Origin of the sequence: Myroides sp. DW712 (assembly GCF_046557355.1) — a bacterium.
GTDB lineage: Bacteria > Bacteroidota > Bacteroidia > Flavobacteriales > Flavobacteriaceae > Flavobacterium.
The window spans coordinates 59,254-76,565 of sequence record NZ_JBKFDO010000014.1 but is presented as its reverse complement, the minus strand read 5'-3'; the positions used below and the strand labels follow the sequence as shown (position 1 = coordinate 76,565).

Annotated in this window: 19 protein-coding genes; 6 read left to right on the top strand and 13 right to left on the bottom strand. The window is 36.7% G+C overall.

What is annotated here, in order from left to right; genetic code table 11:
* Positions 1 to 44: 44 nt before the first annotated feature.
* From gldG to ACLJX0_RS11935, 4 genes are read right to left on the bottom strand one after another with little or no spacing between them, the layout of a single operon-like run.
* Positions 45 to 1,733, bottom strand: coding sequence for a gliding motility-associated ABC transporter substrate-binding protein GldG (gene gldG / locus ACLJX0_RS11950; RefSeq protein WP_410880756.1), 1,689 nt, complete (start codon positions 1,731 to 1,733; stop codon positions 45 to 47).
* Positions 1,733 to 2,452, bottom strand: coding sequence for a gliding motility-associated ABC transporter permease subunit GldF (gene gldF / locus ACLJX0_RS11945; RefSeq protein WP_410880755.1), 720 nt, complete (start codon positions 2,450 to 2,452; stop codon positions 1,733 to 1,735). The genes gldG and gldF overlap by 1 nt, the downstream gene beginning before the upstream one ends.
* A 12-nt stretch (positions 2,453 to 2,464) precedes the next feature.
* Positions 2,465 to 2,761, bottom strand: coding sequence for a putative quinol monooxygenase (locus ACLJX0_RS11940; RefSeq protein WP_410880754.1), 297 nt, complete (start codon positions 2,759 to 2,761; stop codon positions 2,465 to 2,467).
* 16 nt (positions 2,762 to 2,777) lie between these two features.
* On the bottom strand, positions 2,778 to 3,605 hold the full coding sequence (locus tag ACLJX0_RS11935) for an S-adenosyl-l-methionine hydroxide adenosyltransferase family protein (protein WP_410880753.1): 828 nt from the start codon (positions 3,603 to 3,605) through the stop codon (positions 2,778 to 2,780).
* Between the two features lie 96 nt (positions 3,606 to 3,701).
* Between ACLJX0_RS11935 and ACLJX0_RS11930 the strand changes: the two genes are divergently transcribed.
* Entirely contained in the window at positions 3,702 to 4,688 is a 987-nt protein-coding gene (locus ACLJX0_RS11930; RefSeq protein WP_410880752.1) for a PhoH family protein, read from the top strand.
* Between the two features lie 41 nt (positions 4,689 to 4,729).
* Here ACLJX0_RS11930 and ACLJX0_RS11925 read toward each other — a convergent pair whose 3' ends face one another.
* Both ACLJX0_RS11925 and ACLJX0_RS11920 read right to left on the bottom strand, forming a co-directional pair.
* Positions 4,730 to 5,503, bottom strand: coding sequence for a hypothetical protein (locus ACLJX0_RS11925; RefSeq protein WP_410880751.1), 774 nt, complete (start codon positions 5,501 to 5,503; stop codon positions 4,730 to 4,732).
* A 456-nt stretch (positions 5,504 to 5,959) separates the two neighbouring features.
* Positions 5,960 to 6,196: a hypothetical protein gene (locus tag ACLJX0_RS11920; protein WP_410880750.1), complete on the bottom strand. Its 237-nt coding sequence runs from the start codon at positions 6,194 to 6,196 to the stop codon at positions 5,960 to 5,962.
* A 307-nt stretch (positions 6,197 to 6,503) separates the two neighbouring features.
* Here ACLJX0_RS11920 and ACLJX0_RS11915 point away from each other — a divergent pair, with 307 nt between their 5' ends.
* The 3 genes from ACLJX0_RS11915 to ACLJX0_RS11905 all read left to right on the top strand — a co-directional run bounded on the left by ACLJX0_RS11915 (position 6,504) and on the right by ACLJX0_RS11905 (position 8,832).
* Positions 6,504 to 7,451, top strand: coding sequence for an isopenicillin N synthase family dioxygenase (locus tag ACLJX0_RS11915; RefSeq protein WP_410880749.1), 948 nt, complete (start codon positions 6,504 to 6,506; stop codon positions 7,449 to 7,451).
* Positions 7,452 to 7,599: 148 nt separating this feature from the next.
* A complete protein-coding gene (locus ACLJX0_RS11910) occupies positions 7,600 to 7,947 on the top strand; it encodes a translation initiation factor (RefSeq protein WP_410880748.1) in 348 nt (115 codons plus the stop codon).
* A gap of 12 nt (positions 7,948 to 7,959) precedes the next feature.
* Positions 7,960 to 8,832, top strand: a complete 873-nt coding sequence (locus ACLJX0_RS11905; protein ID WP_410880747.1) for a nucleoside phosphorylase — start codon at positions 7,960 to 7,962, stop codon at positions 8,830 to 8,832.
* Positions 8,833 to 8,875: 43 nt separating this feature from the next.
* Here ACLJX0_RS11905 and ACLJX0_RS11900 read toward each other — a convergent pair whose 3' ends face one another.
* A complete protein-coding gene (locus tag ACLJX0_RS11900) occupies positions 8,876 to 9,574 on the bottom strand; it encodes a pseudouridine synthase (protein ID WP_410880746.1) in 699 nt (232 codons plus the stop codon).
* 103 nt (positions 9,575 to 9,677) lie between these two features.
* On the opposite strand from ACLJX0_RS11900, the gene ACLJX0_RS11895 reads away from it, so the two are divergent.
* Positions 9,678 to 11,093 carry an MATE family efflux transporter gene (locus ACLJX0_RS11895; RefSeq protein ID WP_410880745.1) on the top strand — a complete coding sequence of 472 codons (1,416 nt, stop codon included), beginning with the start codon at positions 9,678 to 9,680 and terminating at the stop codon, positions 11,091 to 11,093.
* A gap of 32 nt (positions 11,094 to 11,125) precedes the next feature.
* Here the strand turns inward: ACLJX0_RS11895 and ACLJX0_RS11890 are convergent, their stop codons facing one another.
* From ACLJX0_RS11890 to ACLJX0_RS11870, 5 genes are all read right to left on the bottom strand, one after another.
* Positions 11,126 to 11,578 (bottom strand): GNAT family N-acetyltransferase, encoded by a 453-nt coding sequence (locus tag ACLJX0_RS11890; protein WP_410880744.1) that lies wholly within the window; start codon positions 11,576 to 11,578, stop codon positions 11,126 to 11,128.
* A 58-nt stretch (positions 11,579 to 11,636) separates the two neighbouring features.
* Entirely contained in the window at positions 11,637 to 12,362 is a 726-nt protein-coding gene (locus ACLJX0_RS11885) for a type II CAAX prenyl endopeptidase Rce1 family protein (protein WP_410880743.1), read from the bottom strand.
* Between the two features lie 86 nt (positions 12,363 to 12,448).
* On the bottom strand, positions 12,449 to 13,399 hold the full coding sequence (locus ACLJX0_RS11880; protein WP_410880742.1) for an NAD(P)-dependent oxidoreductase: 951 nt from the start codon (positions 13,397 to 13,399) through the stop codon (positions 12,449 to 12,451).
* Between the two features lie 19 nt (positions 13,400 to 13,418).
* Positions 13,419 to 14,486, bottom strand: coding sequence for a 3-phosphoserine/phosphohydroxythreonine transaminase (gene serC / locus ACLJX0_RS11875; protein WP_410880741.1), 1,068 nt, complete (start codon positions 14,484 to 14,486; stop codon positions 13,419 to 13,421).
* Positions 14,487 to 14,489: 3 nt separating this feature from the next.
* Positions 14,490 to 15,548, bottom strand: coding sequence for an acyl-CoA reductase (locus ACLJX0_RS11870; RefSeq protein WP_410880740.1), 1,059 nt, complete (start codon positions 15,546 to 15,548; stop codon positions 14,490 to 14,492).
* 73 nt (positions 15,549 to 15,621) lie between these two features.
* Here ACLJX0_RS11870 and ACLJX0_RS11865 point away from each other — a divergent pair, with 73 nt between their 5' ends.
* Entirely contained in the window at positions 15,622 to 15,972 is a 351-nt protein-coding gene (locus ACLJX0_RS11865) for a 4Fe-4S dicluster domain-containing protein (RefSeq protein WP_410880739.1), read from the top strand.
* A 176-nt stretch (positions 15,973 to 16,148) separates the two neighbouring features.
* On the opposite strand, the gene ACLJX0_RS11860 is transcribed toward ACLJX0_RS11865, so the two are convergent.
* Positions 16,149 to 17,261 carry an NAD(P)-dependent alcohol dehydrogenase gene (locus ACLJX0_RS11860; RefSeq protein ID WP_410880738.1) on the bottom strand — a complete coding sequence of 371 codons (1,113 nt, stop codon included), beginning with the start codon at positions 17,259 to 17,261 and terminating at the stop codon, positions 16,149 to 16,151.
* Positions 17,262 to 17,312 lie beyond the last annotated feature (51 nt).

Sequence of the window (17,312 nt, the reverse complement as noted above, 5' to 3'; positions counted from 1 at the left end):
ACAAATATATTCGTTTAACTTCAATAATAAAAGCAGAATTTGCACTACTTTTTAACAAAAGCCTTTCTTTTAAAGAAAGAAAACAAAAATCCGAGGATTAACAGAACAGCAACAGGAACTGCTAACACAATAATTTGAATAGTTGTATAATGTTCAAACACCCTCATCTTATCGAGCACAGGGATTTTAACTTCCTTAGTACGAAGGTTAATCAGTCCAGAATCGTCCAATAAATAGTTGACTGAATTGAACAAAAACTCTTTATTTCCGTAAAGTTTATTGGTCCATTTATCATAGCCTAATTCCATGGGCTGATAGTGCTGATCCAGCTGATTTTTGATGATATCCCCATCGCTAATCACAATCATTTTAGTTGCTATACTTTGTTTTTTTACCTGTGGCAAAGCAAAAGGCAGCACTCTATTTTCAAAAACGGACTTAAATTGTCCTTCCAACAGTACTCCTAACACATAATTCCCTTTGCCTTCATAGTGGGCTGGATCAGTTTCTTCATTGAGTATATCCAACGTAATTTCTGCTGGAGTACCCACCGTTAAGGAGTACTGAGACGATTGTAGCAAGACTGTTTTTTGAATTCCGTTTTTCAGCGTATCAATTGGTGAAGCAAAGTCCATGCGAACCCCTTCGATATTCTTTACAATAGGATGGTTAGATTCAGGATAAACAAAAGGCGCAAATTTCCAAATAAACTCACCATACTGGGTCTCACTTCCTTGGCGTCCTAACGCTAATTTTATCGGTGTAGCTACCTCATCTTTGACTAACAATGGATTAATACGCACCCCGTATTTAAATAACATTTCGCCCAATGATTGATCTTTTGGGTAGACCAGCATGCTTCCTTTTGCGCGTAAACTATCGAAATCTGCCTGTACCTGATCCAACAACCACAAGGTCTTACCGCCATTCATAATGAACTGATCCAGTACTTCGATTTGCTTGTCATCGAATTCTTGTGTTGGTTTGGCTATTATGGCCAAATCAAATTCCTTCAACTGTTCCAGCGTTTTCTCAGGAGCCTTTGCTACGGAATCCAACGTAAAAGGCGCCAGGTGATAACTGTCTTTTGCAGAAAGTAAAAAATCTGCAATATATTGATCTTCTAACTGCCCATTCCCTTTTAGAATAGCAATTTTCTTAGATTTGGGTGTATTAATTTTAGCAATTGCCTCGGTAAAGGCATACTCTAAATGCTGAATGGACGTCAATACTTTTTCTTCTGTATTAGCGCCAATCATATTTTTTAGCAACTGTACTTTGACCATTTGCTCTCCTCGGCTTACAAAGGCCCACGGAAATACCAAAGCTTGCGATTGAATTCCTTTATTATTTACTGTTAGTGTTACCGGTTTTGCACCTAATCCGTATAAGTTATTGACAATTTCATCCTGCGTACCTCCTCCTTCTTCTAAGGGATTAACAAAGCGGAATAAGATATTTGAATTTTTCGCGCTAAATTCTTCTAATAATTGACGCGTTTCTGCTTGTAGTTTGACGAACTCTTGAGAGAATTGCCCTTCTAAAAGCACCTCTATTAAAACAGGTTCTTCAACTTTATCAATGATTTCATTGGTGATTGGAGAAAGAGTATAACGCTTATCTTGTGTCAAATCAAAACGCTGATATACAAAAGCCCCAATACCATTTAGGAGTAGAATTCCGGCAATAAAAATTCCAAGCTGAACACTATTTTTCTTTGTTTCTCTTTTCATTATTTGCGCAATTGATTAATTCGGAATACAGTCATACTCAAAAATAAAGCAGAAAAAGAGATAAAATAAAGAATATCTCTTGTATCAATAACCCCTTTGGAGATGCTGCTAAAATGTGCATGTATCCCCCATTTACCAATACCGTACAATGCTGGTATGCGATCTAATAGAATCAAACCATAGGAAGCTGACACACAAAATAGCACAGCCAAGATAAAGGAAACGACTTGATTGCTCGTTAAAGCGGATGCAAAAAGTCCCATCGCTACATAAGCAGCTCCTAAAAAAAGAAGACCAAGATAGGAACCAATTACACTTCCCAAGTCAAATGTTTGTCCTGCAAGGAGGTATTCTTGTAGCACCCATACATACACCAAAGTAGGTAGAATGGCTAAAAGCACCAATGCGAGGACACCAAAGAACTTGCCAAGGACGATTTGCCAAGGCGATAAAGGTTTAGTTAAAAGCAACTCAATGGTTCCTTGCTTGATTTCTTCTGAAAAGCTTCTCATCGTTACCGCAGGGATTAAAAATAAAAAAACCCAAGGAGCTAGGAAGAAAAAAGGAGATAAATCAGCAAAACCACTTTGAGGAATATTGTAATCTCCGTCCAAAACCCACAGGAATACGCCATTTATAATCAAAAATACAATACTAACTAAGTAGCCAATGGGCGATCCGAAAAAGGATTTAATTTCACGCAAACACAGTGCTTTCATAAGGTCAAGAATTTAGTTTAACGTGGCGTATTTATCTACGCTCCACGCTTCAGCTTTTTCTTTGAACAACTTCTTAAAATAAGGCCAAACTTCACCAAACAAGGTTGATTTTTTGTAGGCATCCAAATCTGATTCCTCTGTCCAATAACTATACGTAAAAAAGATATTGGGTTGATGTTTATCTCTGTAAACTTCTAAGAATTGGCAACCTGGAAAGTTGCGAATTTGGTTTTTATATTTTTCAAAATGATTTAAGAAATCATCTATTTTATCCTCTTGTAAGGTAAGTTTCACGATACGTACAAACATATTTTTTTCCTTTAGATTACTCTTCATCGAATTCTATAAACAGCTGATCTTCTAAGTGCACACCCAATAAGGTACGGATAGAGCCACCAGGTTCATTAGTTGTTGAATACATAATAGCAATAACCAATTGCCCTACTTCGTTAAACAAAGCCAGTAATTCACCTGCTTTATTCATCAATTCACTCGGGTCACTCACATTAAAATCTGCGTAGTATTCATTTATTTTTGTAATTGTACGATTTTTTATTCGAATACCAAAGCGTCTTCCCCCTCCAACTTGTTCAAATAGTTCTCTGGAAATATTCGTCACTAAGTTTCCAAATTTATCCTCATACACATAAGTTCCAATAATGCGATTCGGTTTGACCGTCAAATTTTCAAGCAATAAGTTCATCTTATACAACGAATCTATAGGCTGACCAATCGCTTGTAACTCCTTGCCTTCACACAATTGATAAGCGCAATACACAAATACGTCATTGGTATTCATCCCTTCAACGTGGTTGATGGCAACCGCTTCTTCAAACTCGTGTGTGCCCAGTGCAACAGCTATGGCTCCATTATCCGTTCCAATAAAGTAGTGGTCTTGGTATTTCACGCAAATAGCAGCCGAAAACGGCAGAATAGCAGAGGCCACAGATAAAATATGAATGGTGCCTTTAGGGAAATGGCTGTATGCCATAGAAAGTACAAAACCTGCATCAGCAACTCGATAATTCCTCACCCCATGGGAGATATCAACTACATTACAATTTTGAATATTAGAATATATCTTCCCCTTTAAAACCCCCACATAATAATCTGTATATCCAAAATCAGTTGTTAATGTAATTATTCGCTGCATTATTTTTTAGTCTCTATTTTTATAAGAAAAATCAATTTTTTATAGTAGATTTGAAATACAAAATTAGACTATTTTTTTAATTAATTCGTATTAGTATTGAACGAAAGAATAATAGAACTATCGGAAATTAGCCCTAAAGACTTTTGGGGCCCTCAAGACATCCACTTAGACGTTTTAAAAAAACTCTATCCACGTGTCAAAATAATTGCAAGAGGATCGTTATTAAAAATTTATGGAGAGGAAGAAGTTTTAGATGAATTTGAACGAAAATTTGTTCGTTTGATTAAATACTTTACTCGATACAACAAAATTGATGAAAATGCGATTGAGCGTATTGTTTTGGACAGTGACTTACAACAAACCACAGCTTTAGATGACGTATTGGTACATGGTGTTGGTGGGAAGCTCATCAAAGCCATGACAGTCAATCAGCAGAAGTTAGTCAAATTTGTAGAGAAGAATGACATGGTCTTTGCGATTGGTCCTGCTGGTACTGGAAAAACGTATACAGGAGTTGCCTTGGCAGTTCGCGCGTTGAAAAACAAGGAAGTCAAGCGCATTATTCTTACTCGTCCAGCAGTAGAAGCTGGGGAAAACTTAGGGTTCTTACCAGGAGACATGAAAGAAAAGCTCGATCCGTATATGCAACCGTTGTATGATGCTTTGCGCGATATGATTCCCCCACAAACTTTGGAGGATTATCTATTTAAAGGAGTTATTCAAATTGCGCCTTTGGCTTTTATGCGTGGTAGAACTTTGGATCATGCTTTTGTCATCCTAGATGAAGCACAAAACACGACGCATTCACAAATGAAAATGTTTCTGACTCGTATGGGTAAAAATGCCAAGTTTATCATTACAGGAGATCCTGGGCAGATTGATTTACCACGTAAAGTATCCTCGGGATTAAAAGAAGCTATTGAAATTTTAAAAGATGTAGAAGGAATTGGCATGCTTTACTTAGACGACAAGGACATTGTACGTCATAAATTAGTAAAACGCATCGTCAATGCTTACAAAGTAGTAGAAGACCGACGCGACACAATCCAAGCAGATGATATAAAAAAGGTTGAAAACAATTAAGTTTTCAACCTTTTTCGATATTCAATTATTTACTCTCTCTTTTATACGTTATAGGTATCTCTAAAAAACTGTAGTTTCAGCTCCTTCCCTATAAACAGATTCAAATCATCTCCATCTAATTCATAACGATCACATTCTTCCAAAATTTCCAACAATTCTTTCTCTTTGCTTTCATTTAGGGAAACATAATCTGGAGATAGTACAATTTTGAAAGCAATGCCATCACCTTCACAACGAAGATCACCATAAATCATGTGATTTCCACCACTTCCTGAAAAGCTACGTGTATTGACATCAATGCAAACTAGAGGAATTTGGTTAATTCCCAACTCTTCTATCTTTTTATTTTCAAAAGCTTTAAACACCCAGTTTCCCGATAATTTTTTATCATAAAGGTAATGCCCAAAACAAGCAAAATCCGTTTCAATTCCATCTTTCTTACTCAAGCTTACCGCTACAGAATGATCGAACCTACCGTCTAAAAACGAACGAGCGCTATCATCTTTATAGATAACAATTTCTATTTTCTCATTTGCCGTTGCTGCGCGATATACTCTTCCTTCCCCTTCAATTAAGGGTTCTTCATACGGAAAAACAATTTTTACATTTGGTTTCATACTAGCATAAACAATTCCCTTTTTGCTAATGGTAATTGTCTGTAAAGAATCTTGTGCTAATATCTTAAAAAAAACTCCCTCTGAATCTTCTTTTTTCAAGAGATCCAGCTGTTTTGTATCATTTTCTTTTTGTCCCTTTTCAGTTAAATTATCGCTTCCACAAGAGGGAAACAATGAAACAGTTAAAGCCAATATCATATTCTCAATCTTTTACGTTACAAAGATAATCCCAAACAACATACCAAAAAAAACGAACTTTTTTTATTTAGTAATAATTTAACGTTTATTACTCATTATTTTAGATTTTCAATTATAAAATTAAATAAATAATTGTAAATAAAAAAATAATAAACCCTAAAAATCCAAAGTAAAATCATTTATTTAACAAATACTCAAAAACCGAGCTATTTTTTTTGCATTGAGATCAATTAACATTTTTAACTCCTCTTAACCTTCAACCCCTTAATAAAAACAAAAAACAAAAATACTTTTTTCTAATTTCCCTGGTTAAATCCTATCATTCTTCCACAAAACGAATATTTATCTGAGGTTAATCCCCTCATCTTGGGTAAAAAAAAAACTGTTTCACCAAAAAGGGAAACAGTTTTTATACTTGTTGTCTACTTGTTTTAAAGTTGTGCAATTGATCCATTTTTATAGTAAAGTCGTTTTATATCCTGTTTGACGCAGGCAAAACATCAACTCATCTTCATTATTGCTAATACAATACACCCGTATTGTTGAATTGTCTTTTTTCTGAAAAATAGGCTTAAAACTTTTAGGCAAGTTTGCGTAAAAAGAATCCATATCTTTTAATTCATATTTTGGATCTATATCAACAGTAACCAGCACAACAAATTCATTTGCTTTTAATACAATCGGTAATTTCATATCTATCGTTTTTTTTTAATTCTATCGAAATTTAAAAAAAATTTCAGACAATTCATATTTCGCGATAAAAATACTTGCTCCATGTCCACTAAAAATCCGCAAATAAAATAGGTGTTGTGAAATTTATTTCCTTTATTTTCATCATTCTCACAAAATCAGTACTAAAACTGTATTCGAACACCTACTATAAGAGAGAGTATTTTACTTCACTCTCACTATTAAATAAATGTTATATTCCAATTGTATACACAATTTTACCTACTTTTGTTTTATCTAAAAACAGTAAGAGAACATAACAACTTAGAAAATGCAAAACATTCCTAGTGTTAACTTACGTGATTTCCTATCGGATGACCCGGTACGTAAACAAAAGTTTGTAAATGAAATCGGCCAAGCCTACGAAGAAATTGGATTCGTAGCATTAAAAGGACACTTCTTAGACGATCAATTAGTTGAGAATCTGTATACAGAAGTTCGCAATTTTTTCAATCTTCCCTTAGAGACCAAAAAACAATATGAAATCCCAGGCATTGGTGGCCAAAGGGGCTATGTATCTTTTGGAAAAGAGCATGCTAAAGGACGATCAGAAGGGGATTTAAAAGAATTTTTTCACTTTGGACAGTATGTAGAAGACAATCCGGAGTTAGAAAAAAGCTATCCTGCCAACGTGACCGTTGACGAATTACCTCAATTTAATCCTATTGGAAAAGAGACCTACCAAATGTTAGAAAAAACAGGAGTTTACGTTTTACGTGCTTTGGCTCTTTACTTAGGATTAGACGAATTTTACTTCGATAAATTTGTCAAAAATGGGAATAGTATTCTACGACCGATTCACTATCCTCCTATCACAGATGAGCCAAAAAATGCTGTTCGCGCTGCTGCTCATGGCGATATCAACTTGATTACACTATTAATGGGGGCTCAAGGAAAAGGTTTACAAGTTCAAAACCACAACGGAGAATGGATTGATGCCATTGCAGCAGAAGATGAACTAGTAATCAATGTGGGTGATATGTTATCCAGACATTCGAATAATCGCTTGAAATCAACGATTCACCAAGTGGTTAATCCCCCAAGAGAATTGTGGAGTACTTCTCGTTATTCTATTCCTTTTTTCATGCACCCAATTAGTGAAATGCCACTTAATTGTTTGGATAATTGCATTGATGAAGCTAATCCTAAGAAATTCGACGATATCACGGCAGGTGAATTTTTACACCAACGCTTGGTTGAGTTAGGATTGATAAAATAGATTGAGCGTGATGGGTAATGAGTAAAATTACTTCATAACTCATTATGTATTACGCATCATCCATCACGTATAATTCTTCTCCCTTATCCAATTTTTCACTACCTTTGAGTTACTCATACAACTTAATCCATCAACTTAATTTACAAGAATGGCAAAAAAAATCAGTAGTCTAGAAGATCTAGGCGGTTTTGTTTTTTCAACGAATAAAGAATTTGAGCTAGAAAGCAACGAAGTAGTGGAAACACTAGCGCCTAATGAACAGCGATTAGAAGCTCATTTAGACAAAAAGAATAGAGGAGGAAAAATTGCCACCCTGATTAAAGGTTTTGAGGGAAATGATGATGATTTAAAGACATTGGCTAAAGACTTAAAGACGCTATGTGGTGTTGGGGGAAGTGCCAAAGACGGGGAAATTATCATTCAGGGTAATTTTCGCGATAAGATTATGGAGTATTTACAAAAAAAAGGCTACAAGGTTAAACGTGTAGGCAGTTAAAAAGGAAATAATATGAAAATAAAATCATCTGAACTTATTTTAAATCCTGATGGTAGTGTGTACCATTTGAATTTAAGACCTGAACACTTAGCAGAAAACATCATTTTTGTTGGCGATCAGAATCGCGTAGATCGAATTTCAAGGCATTTTGATACGATTGAATTTTCAACGCAAAAGAGGGAATTCAAAACACATACGGGTACGTATAAAGGCAAGCGTTTTTCTGTTATTTCTACGGGAATTGGCCCGGACAATATTGATATTGTAGTCAATGAGATTGACGCTTTATTCAATATTGATTTAGAGACAAGAGAAATAAAAAAAGAATTGACTTCGGTTAATATTGTGCGCATTGGTACATCAGGATCTTTACAAGCGGACATTCCGGTAAACAGTTTTGTGCTTTCTCAATATGGTTTAGGTTTAGACAATATGATGCGTTCGTATCTTATTGATGATATTACAGATTTTGCTATGGAAGAAGCCTTTATTCAACATACGAATTGGGATTTACGCAAAGGACGTCCGTATTTTATTCCAAACAGTTCTTGGTTAGAAAGCAAATTAAGTAGTGAGAAGACCTTTAAGGGAATTACGGGAACTGCAGGTGGTTTTTATGGGCCACAAGGTCGCGTTTTGCGCTTAGCTATTCAAGATCCAGAATTGAACCACAAAATTGACAACTTTAAATTTAATGATTACCGCATTACCAATTTTGAAATGGAAACTTCTGCGATTTACGGTTTAGCCAAATTATTAGGACATCAGGCTGTTTCGTTAAATACCATTATTGCCAATCGCGCCAATGGTACGTTTTCAGAAGATCCCTATGCAGCAGTCGATCAATTAATTATTTACACCTTAGACAAGTTAAGCGAAATTTAATTTTCCTTCTTCATACAATAAAAGCTCAGCCTAGGCTGGGCTTTTACTTTTTATAAGCCTGAAGATTGAACCCTAAGAAAGCATTGTACTTTTCATATTGTTCATCGATGGTGGCGCTCAGGTGAATGAGCTCTTTACTTACAGGATGTTCAAAGGTCAGCTCAACCGCATGCAACAACATCGCTGTTAGATTAAACCGATCCAACCATAATTTATTTTGCTTGTTACATCCATGGGGACGACTCCCTAAAATAGGGTGAAAAATATGTTTAAAGTGCTTGCGTAATTGATGCTGTCGTCCTGTTTCAGGATAGGCCTCTACCAAGGAATAGCGCGAAGTGAGGTGTTTTCCAAAGGGTATATCCACTTCTACGCGTTGCAGTGTTTTATAGTAGGTTTTCGCTTCTTGATGCTGACCGTTGTCATTAGTCAATGCATAATCAATTGTCTCTTCCTCACACGTAAACCCACGTACAATAGCAATATATTTTTTCTCTACTTGTCGCGTAGCAAATACTTCGTTAAGCTGCTTTAACACCTCCTTATTTAAAGCGAATAACAATACGCCAGACGTTTTTCGATCTAAGCGATGCACAGGATACACATATTGCCCAATTTGATCACGCAAGATCTGAATGGCATATTCCTGAATATCACTAGCTATAAAGGATTTATGTACTAATAAATCACGAGGCTTATTAATTGCAACGATATGCTCGTCTTGGTACAAAATTTCTAACATACCACAAAGATACTTCAAGTTAACTACCACCAAAGCCATTGGTATAATTTATCCGCTGCTTTTTTAAATAAAATAATACATTTGCCTACTTTTTTCCAATTTTATGACGACGTACATCGCCCCAAAAAAAGGCTTTTTTGCTTTGATTAAGCAGTCTTTTTCGAATGAAACTCTCGATTTAACTAACATACCAACCAATAAAGCTGTGCTATTATTGGCGATTCCCATGATGTTTGAAATGTTGATGGAATCGGTCTTTGCCTTAGTTGATTTGTATTTTGTTGGTCATTTGAAAGAGAGCGCCTTTGCTATTCAAACGGTAGGGTTGACTGAATCCCTTCTATCCATTATCTATGCAATTTGCATTGGTATCAGTATGGCTGCTACAGCTATTATCGCCCGTAGAATTGGTGAAAAAGATCGAGAGCAAGCATCCATTCATGCAGCACAAGCCATTTCTATTGCCACGATTATTACAGTTATACTCAGTATTTTGGGATTTATCTTCGCTAAAGATTGGTTGATTTGGATGGGCGCTTCGGAAGAGTCAGCAGAATATGGGTATGGATATACCCGTATCTTGTTGGTGAGTTGTGTTTCTATTATGATGCTCTTTTTGATCAATGGTATTTTTAGAGGAGCAGGAAATGCTGCAATTGCCATGAAGAGCTTGTGGTTTGGCAATGTATTCAACATCATTCTCTGCCCTATTTTAGTCCGTGGTTGGTGGATTTTCCCTGAAATGGGATTAGATGGAGCGGCTTATTCAACTGCTATCGGACGAAGTGCTGGTGTATTGTATCAGATTTACTACTTAACTCGTAAAGACTCGTTGATTCAGTTAAAATTACACTATTTCAAGATGCAGACAAAAAAGGTATGGCATATTCTAAAAATTGCCATTCCTGGTATGGTTCAATATATGATTTCTACCTGCAGTTGGGTGATTTTAGCCCGTATTGTGGCACAAAGCAGTGGTGAAATTGGCTCATCAGGTTTCTTAACCTGCTTGCGCTTACTGGTGTTCTTTATTCTTCCCGCCTGGGGGTTGAGCAATGCAGCCTCTACTTTAGTAGGACAACATTTAGGGAATAAAAACCCAGAACGCGCAGCTGAATCAGTGCTAGTAACGCTGAAATACAATGTAATCTATATGCTCGTTGTTACGCTGATCTTCTTTACCATGGCCAACTATCTCGCTTCTATTTTCACCACACAGGAAGATATTAAAGCAGTAGCTATTTTAGCGATGTACATCGGTGCTAGCGGATTTATCTTCTACGGAATCGGTATGACATTAATGAATGCTTTTAACGGTGCAGGAGACACCTTAACTCCTTCTATCATAAACTTTATTGGATTTTGGGTCTTTCAAATCCCGTTTGCCTACGCGATGGTGTACTATTTTAATTGGGGAGCTGAAGGTGTATTTATCGCTATTCCAGCCGCAGAGACACTGATTGCTGCATTGGCTTTCCTCACCTTTAAAAGAGGAAAATGGAAGTTGAAGAAAGTGTAATTGGGAATGGGTGATGGGTTCACCATCTCCACTTAAACTTTTCTAATCATATCCACATGAGGAATACCATCCTCTAAATACTCTTCAGAAACGGGTTCAAATCCAAAAGAACCATAAAACTTTTTTAAGTAGGACTGGGCACCTATCTGGATATCTTGTGCATCAAATTCTTCTTCTATTTTTTCTATTGCTAAATCAAGTAAAATTCGACCTAACCCATCTTTTCGACTGTCTTGATGTACAGCAACGCGTCCAATTGATATTTCTTTATAACTCAAACCTGGAGGAACAATTCGAGCATAAGCAATTACTTTACCGTGCTGTGTAGCAAATACATGCAAACAATTTTTATCTTTCCCATCTAATTCGGGATAGGGGCAATTTTGTTCAACCACAAAGATATTCGTACGCAATTGTAAGATATCATACAATTCTTCTACAGTTAATTCTTCAAATGCTTTCGTATGCCAATGGATGCTATTCATAATCTTCTAAATTTGAAACAAAAGTAAAAAAATATCGATTGGTTTACCTCTTCTTTTTTTACAATTTAAGATCTGTTATCAGTAAAAAAACAGTTACAGCAAAAGCATTATTTAAAACGTGGAACAGGTATCCATACCAAAAGCCAAAGCGCATACGCAAGTATCCCATTCCGAGGCCTAAAATCAATTGAGGAAGTGTTATAATAGGGGTCAACAGAATTACTTTTAAAGGAAATTCTTCAAAGTTAAAAATGTGGATGAGTGCAAAAGCAACAGAAAAGATATAAAACACCCAGGAAAAATGAGTATTCCACCAAGACTTAACCGCATTTTGACGCTTTATACACAACAAAATAAACCCCAAAAGACCGACTGTAGCCACGCTACCTAAAACGAATAAACCTTGACTATTTTTAGCATCAAACAAATAAGAGGCTGCTTGTGTCATGTAAATTACAAAGGCTGTTACACCAATTAACACCGTTCGCAAACGGAAATGCAGGGCTAATCGGAAAGCAGTTTCTTCTAACAAAGGTCCGATCAATACCGCAAAAAAAACAAAACCCACTACTCCTATTTGGTTCATTACCTCTTCGAATCGATCATGTACAGGTACTTCAATCAGGGAGTCAATGAGTACTCCTCCAAAAATGATAAACAAGAATAGACAGCACCATAGTCTGAAGGTATAAAGTAATCGCTGGGGTACAGCTAGCGCTACTTCATTTGTACTCGGTTTACGCAAAAAAGAGAAAAAATCCTTTAGCAATTCATTCGTAGACATAATCTTTCATTTGTAGTGGAGTAAGATACAAAAAAAGGCTATTCCCAATGAATAACCTTTTTATTTTTTCGATTAAGCGCAGGCGCTTAATTCAACAAACTTTTCATTTTATCTGCTATTTCTGACCAAACTCGATGTTGACTTTCATGGGTTGCTGTTGCAATATTGGGTGAAAGTGAAAACGCTGGTTGCATCAGCACCTGAATCACTGGGTAAGGTTCCTCTTCAAAGCGATCTAGTCCCGCAAAGAGAATGGTTTCTTTATTTACCTCGTCTACAAGATCCACTTCATTAATTGCTTCTGGATACGCACAATTGACAATTCCGATTAGATTTTCGGCTTGTTCAAGCACCTCTTTATTAACGATATAGCGTTGAAAATATTTAGTATGAATAGTAATAAAATGAGCTTGTTTAGCCAGCTCCTCTAAAGAAATCGACTCCATATCCAAGGAAAACGAAAGTCCGTTAGGCAACGTTAGCGTTGTCTTTAGCTGAGGCACAGCAGGATCACAATAGATTACATGCATTCCTAGGCCTAAAGCCTTTTGAGCGACCAATTGACCTGCTTGATTCATACCGATAATCCCCAAGGTTTTACCAGATAACTCAATCCCCGAGCTATAGGATTGTTGTAAAGATTTAAACATCGTATCCCCTTCTAAGGGCATATTTCGATTGGCTTCTTGCAATAATCGCGTTCCACTAAACAAATGAGCAAATACCATTTCTGCTGTTGCATTAGCTAGCGCTTCTTCCGCCCATAGTACTGCAATACCATTACTTTTAATGTGGTCGATTAGCTCCAAATTGACAATAACCCCAGCAAAAACAATAGCCTTAAGGTGTTTCAACTCATCAATCATCGCTTTGTTTAATAGCGTTCCCTGCTGTACTAACAACACATCGATCTCATTTTTTTTGGTGTAGCTCACTAATTGCTCATGTGCTACACGTACTTCTTTTATTTCAAATCCGAAAGATTCTAATTCTTGTTTACTATGTTCGGGTATACCATCATTGGCTAATACTCTCATCCTTTTCTCTTTTAATACGTTAGACTAAAGTCTTCATTTGATGTAATACAGTGGTTAATGCTTCTACACTTTCCAAGGATACCGCATTATACAAAGAAGCACGGTATCCTCCTACCGAGCGATGTCCTTTGATATTAACAATCTGATTCTCCACACACAACTGATCAAAAAGACGATTCATTTGTTCTTCTTTGAATCGAAACGCTACATTCATTTTCGAACGATCTTCCTTAGCAGCTGTTCCCGATACGAAGTCTAACTCATCGATGACTTGATACAACAAAGCTGCTTTTTTATTGTTTACTTGTTCAATTGCTGCAACCCCTCCTTGTTGTTTAAGCCATCTTAAGTTTAACAAACACGTGTATACCGCAAATACATTAGCCGTATGATACAAGCTATCTTTGGCGATGTGTTCTTGGTAATCCAGGAGTTGAGGAATCACTCGTTTTGTTTTTCCGAGGATTTCTTCTTTGACGATAATCAAACTCACCCCTGCAGAACCAATATTTTTCTGTGCCCCTGCATAAATCAAATCCAGTTGATCATAGGCAAATTCACGGGAATAAATATCGGAGCTCATATCGCAGACTAAGGGTGCCTTTGTTTGAGGAATATCGTAAAATTGTGTACCATAAATGGTGTTATTCGAGGTAAAGTGAACGTAATCTACAGCCTCTTCTACGCGAATATTTTTAGGGATATACGAAAAGTTTCGATCCTCAGAACTAGCGACTACTTGTACTTCTCCAAGTAATTGCGCTTGTTCGATGGCTTTACTCGACCAAGTTCCCGTGTTGACGTAAGCGGCTTTTTGTTGCATCAAATTATAAGGTACACGCAAGAATTCCATGCTAGCTCCCCCCTGTAAAAACAAAGCGACATATCCCTTTTGATCCAGTCCCAATAGAGCTAAGCTCAATTGCCTCGCTTCTTCCAACACGGCTACAAATTCTTTACTTCGATGGGAAATCGACAAAATAGACATTCCCGTATTTTCAAAATTGAGAATTGCATGCGCCGCTTGTTCGTATACCGTTTGAGGCAACAAGCTGGGACCTGCACAAAAGTTATGTATGTCTTTCATGGTTTATAATTTTAGTAAAAAATCGAGTGTATCTACTTGATCCGCATAATCCCACAGTTGAGGATGTTGCGTTTGCCCAAATCCAATACTATCCGTGGTCAGTCCGTTGGAAACAATACACTGTATTTTTTCTTGATCTGCGCGTAATCGAGTAACCACCTCCTCAACAGTATCATAATACTCGTAGTATATCGATGAGATAGGCGAAGCATACGAAGAATCTTCTTTTATCGTTAAGAACCCATTATCTAGGAGTTGAAATTCACTCATCAAGAAAACGGCCTTGTTATAATCATAATTATTGGCATATCTCTCGTACATGATGACGTCTTTTTGGGCGTACATACCTTGAAAAAACGCATCAAAGTTATACCCTTTCGGCACAAATAGTTTGGATACATTTCGACATCCTAACCCGTAGTAAGTGAAGATATCTTTTCCCAATTCCGTTAATTGTTCAGGTGTTTCTTCCCCTGTGAGTAAGGCAACAGAATTTCTATTTTTTCGAATAATATGCGGAACAGCAGTAAAATAGTAGTCAAAGTAACGAGCCGTATTATTACTTCCTGTTGCAATGACCGCTTCAAATCCCTCCATTTTACCTTCGACAAAAAGCAGTCGATCAAGAAACTGTGGTTCTACGGTTTGTAAGTATTTCGCTAAGAAAGGTACTATTTTTTGATCGTTAGATGACAGTTTCACCAAGGCTATATTTCCAGAAATCAGAACAGCTACTAAATCGTGGAATCCCACCATCGGAATATTTCCAGCCAAGATTAACCCCACCTTTTTTAGCGGTTCTTTTGTAAAATCATAAGCAGAACACCATTGTGTTATATTAGCCGCTGTCAAGGCATCAGCCCAGGATTGTACAGCCACGAGTACTTGTTCTTTTACAAACCATCCGTTATAGTGAACAGCTGTTTCAATTAAATCTTCAAATGCGGAGAAAAAAGCATCATTATGTTCAACTTTTTCGCTTTTTACAAATTCATTGGTAGCAAATTGTCTTAAAAAATCTCCTAACGCTACGAATGCTTTTTTTTTAGCTTCTAAATCCATATTGATTTGTTTCTGAAATGTTTTGGGTGTAAATTTGTAGCAAAGTTAATACATATAAAACAAAATATAAGCTATGGCAATCATTATAACCGACGAATGCATAAATTGCGGTGCTTGTGAACCTGAGTGCCCAAACAATGCAATATACGAGGGAGCCGACGACTGGAGATATAAAGATGGTACAGCCTTAAGAGGTAGTGTAGTTTTACCTGATGGTACAGAAGTTGATGCAGATGCTGCTCAAGATCCTGTTTCAGATGAATTTTACTATATTGTTCCGTCAAAATGTACCGAATGTAAAGGTTTCCATGAAGAGCCTCAATGTGCCGCTGTTTGTCCTGTAGATTGTTGTATTCCAGACGACGATCATGTTGAAAGTGAAGAAACACTTTTAAATAGACAAGCATTCTTGCACAATCATTAATAATGTAGATCGAAAAAATCACAGTGATTCACTGAGATATTTCATAACGAAAAAGAGATTTGGGCCCTTTCCAAATCTCTTTTTTTTTATTGTCAAAAGGTGTTTTCAAAAGTAGATTGCTTTTTGTCAGCATCCCCCCTAAACAAACCCTATGCTCCTTTTTCTTTCTCGCCTTCCTAATGGGGCATGCGAATAATTGGTTTTAAGGTAATTCCTTTTTCCGAATCCTCTACTGCTTGATTAATCTGATTTAACTCATAGAACTTAATCATTTTATCGAAAGGAAACAATCCATCTACGTACAATTGAATCAATTTCGGAATAAACAAATCCGGAATACTATCTCCTTCAATGACAGACTTAATTGTCACCCCTAAAGAGAAGGGCAAATAATCAAGTTCTAATTTTCCTCCTGCTTTCATTACCCCTAACGTATATACCGTTCCATTTTTTTTCATGGCTTTCACTAATTCATTCATCACAGCATTTATTGCCGTTGTGTCTACGGCGTGATGTAAACCATTGGGCGCTAAATTCTCGCGAATATACTGAGCCACTTCTACTGTGTGCTTACTATTGATGGTATGTGTAGCCCCTAGTTCTTTAGCAAATGCTAATCGTTCATCATGAATATCGATAGCAATAATTTTAGCACAGCCCACCACTTTGGCAGCCATAATAGCTGCTAATCCAACTGGGCCAACTCCTGTAACTGCGATAGTATCACCGGCTTGGGGCTTGGCTACATTCAAAATTGTTCCTGCTCCCGTTTGGATTCCACATCCTAAAGGTCCTAAAAGCGCTAAATCTACCTCTTTAGGAACTTTGATTACACTACTTTCATTCGTTAAAGAATAGGTAGCAAAAGAAGATTGGTTAAAAAAGAAACCTCCTATCTCTTGATGTCCATCATGATATGCACAACTTCCATCAGGTCGATGTCCATTCAGATTCAAAGTAAAAAAATTTAAACAATACGAAGGATGCCCCGCCATACACTCCTCACAAACCCCACAGGATCCTGGAGCTAGAACCACGTGATCTCCTACGCTTACTTTTTTTACATTTGCTCCTACTTTTTCAACAATACCAGCGCCTTCATGTCCCAAAATGCTGGGAATTGGAAAAGACATATCTTGATTTGCTACAGCAAGATCAGTATGACAAATTCCCGTAGCTACAATTTTAACCAAAATTTCATCTGGTCTTGGATCTTCTAATTCTATCGTTTTTACATTAAACTTACTCTTTGGTTCTAACAGAACCGCTGCTGTTATCTTCCTTTTCATCATTTGTAGTTTTTAGTTTATTTTAGTTATTGAAGCATCAACCCTTAGCTA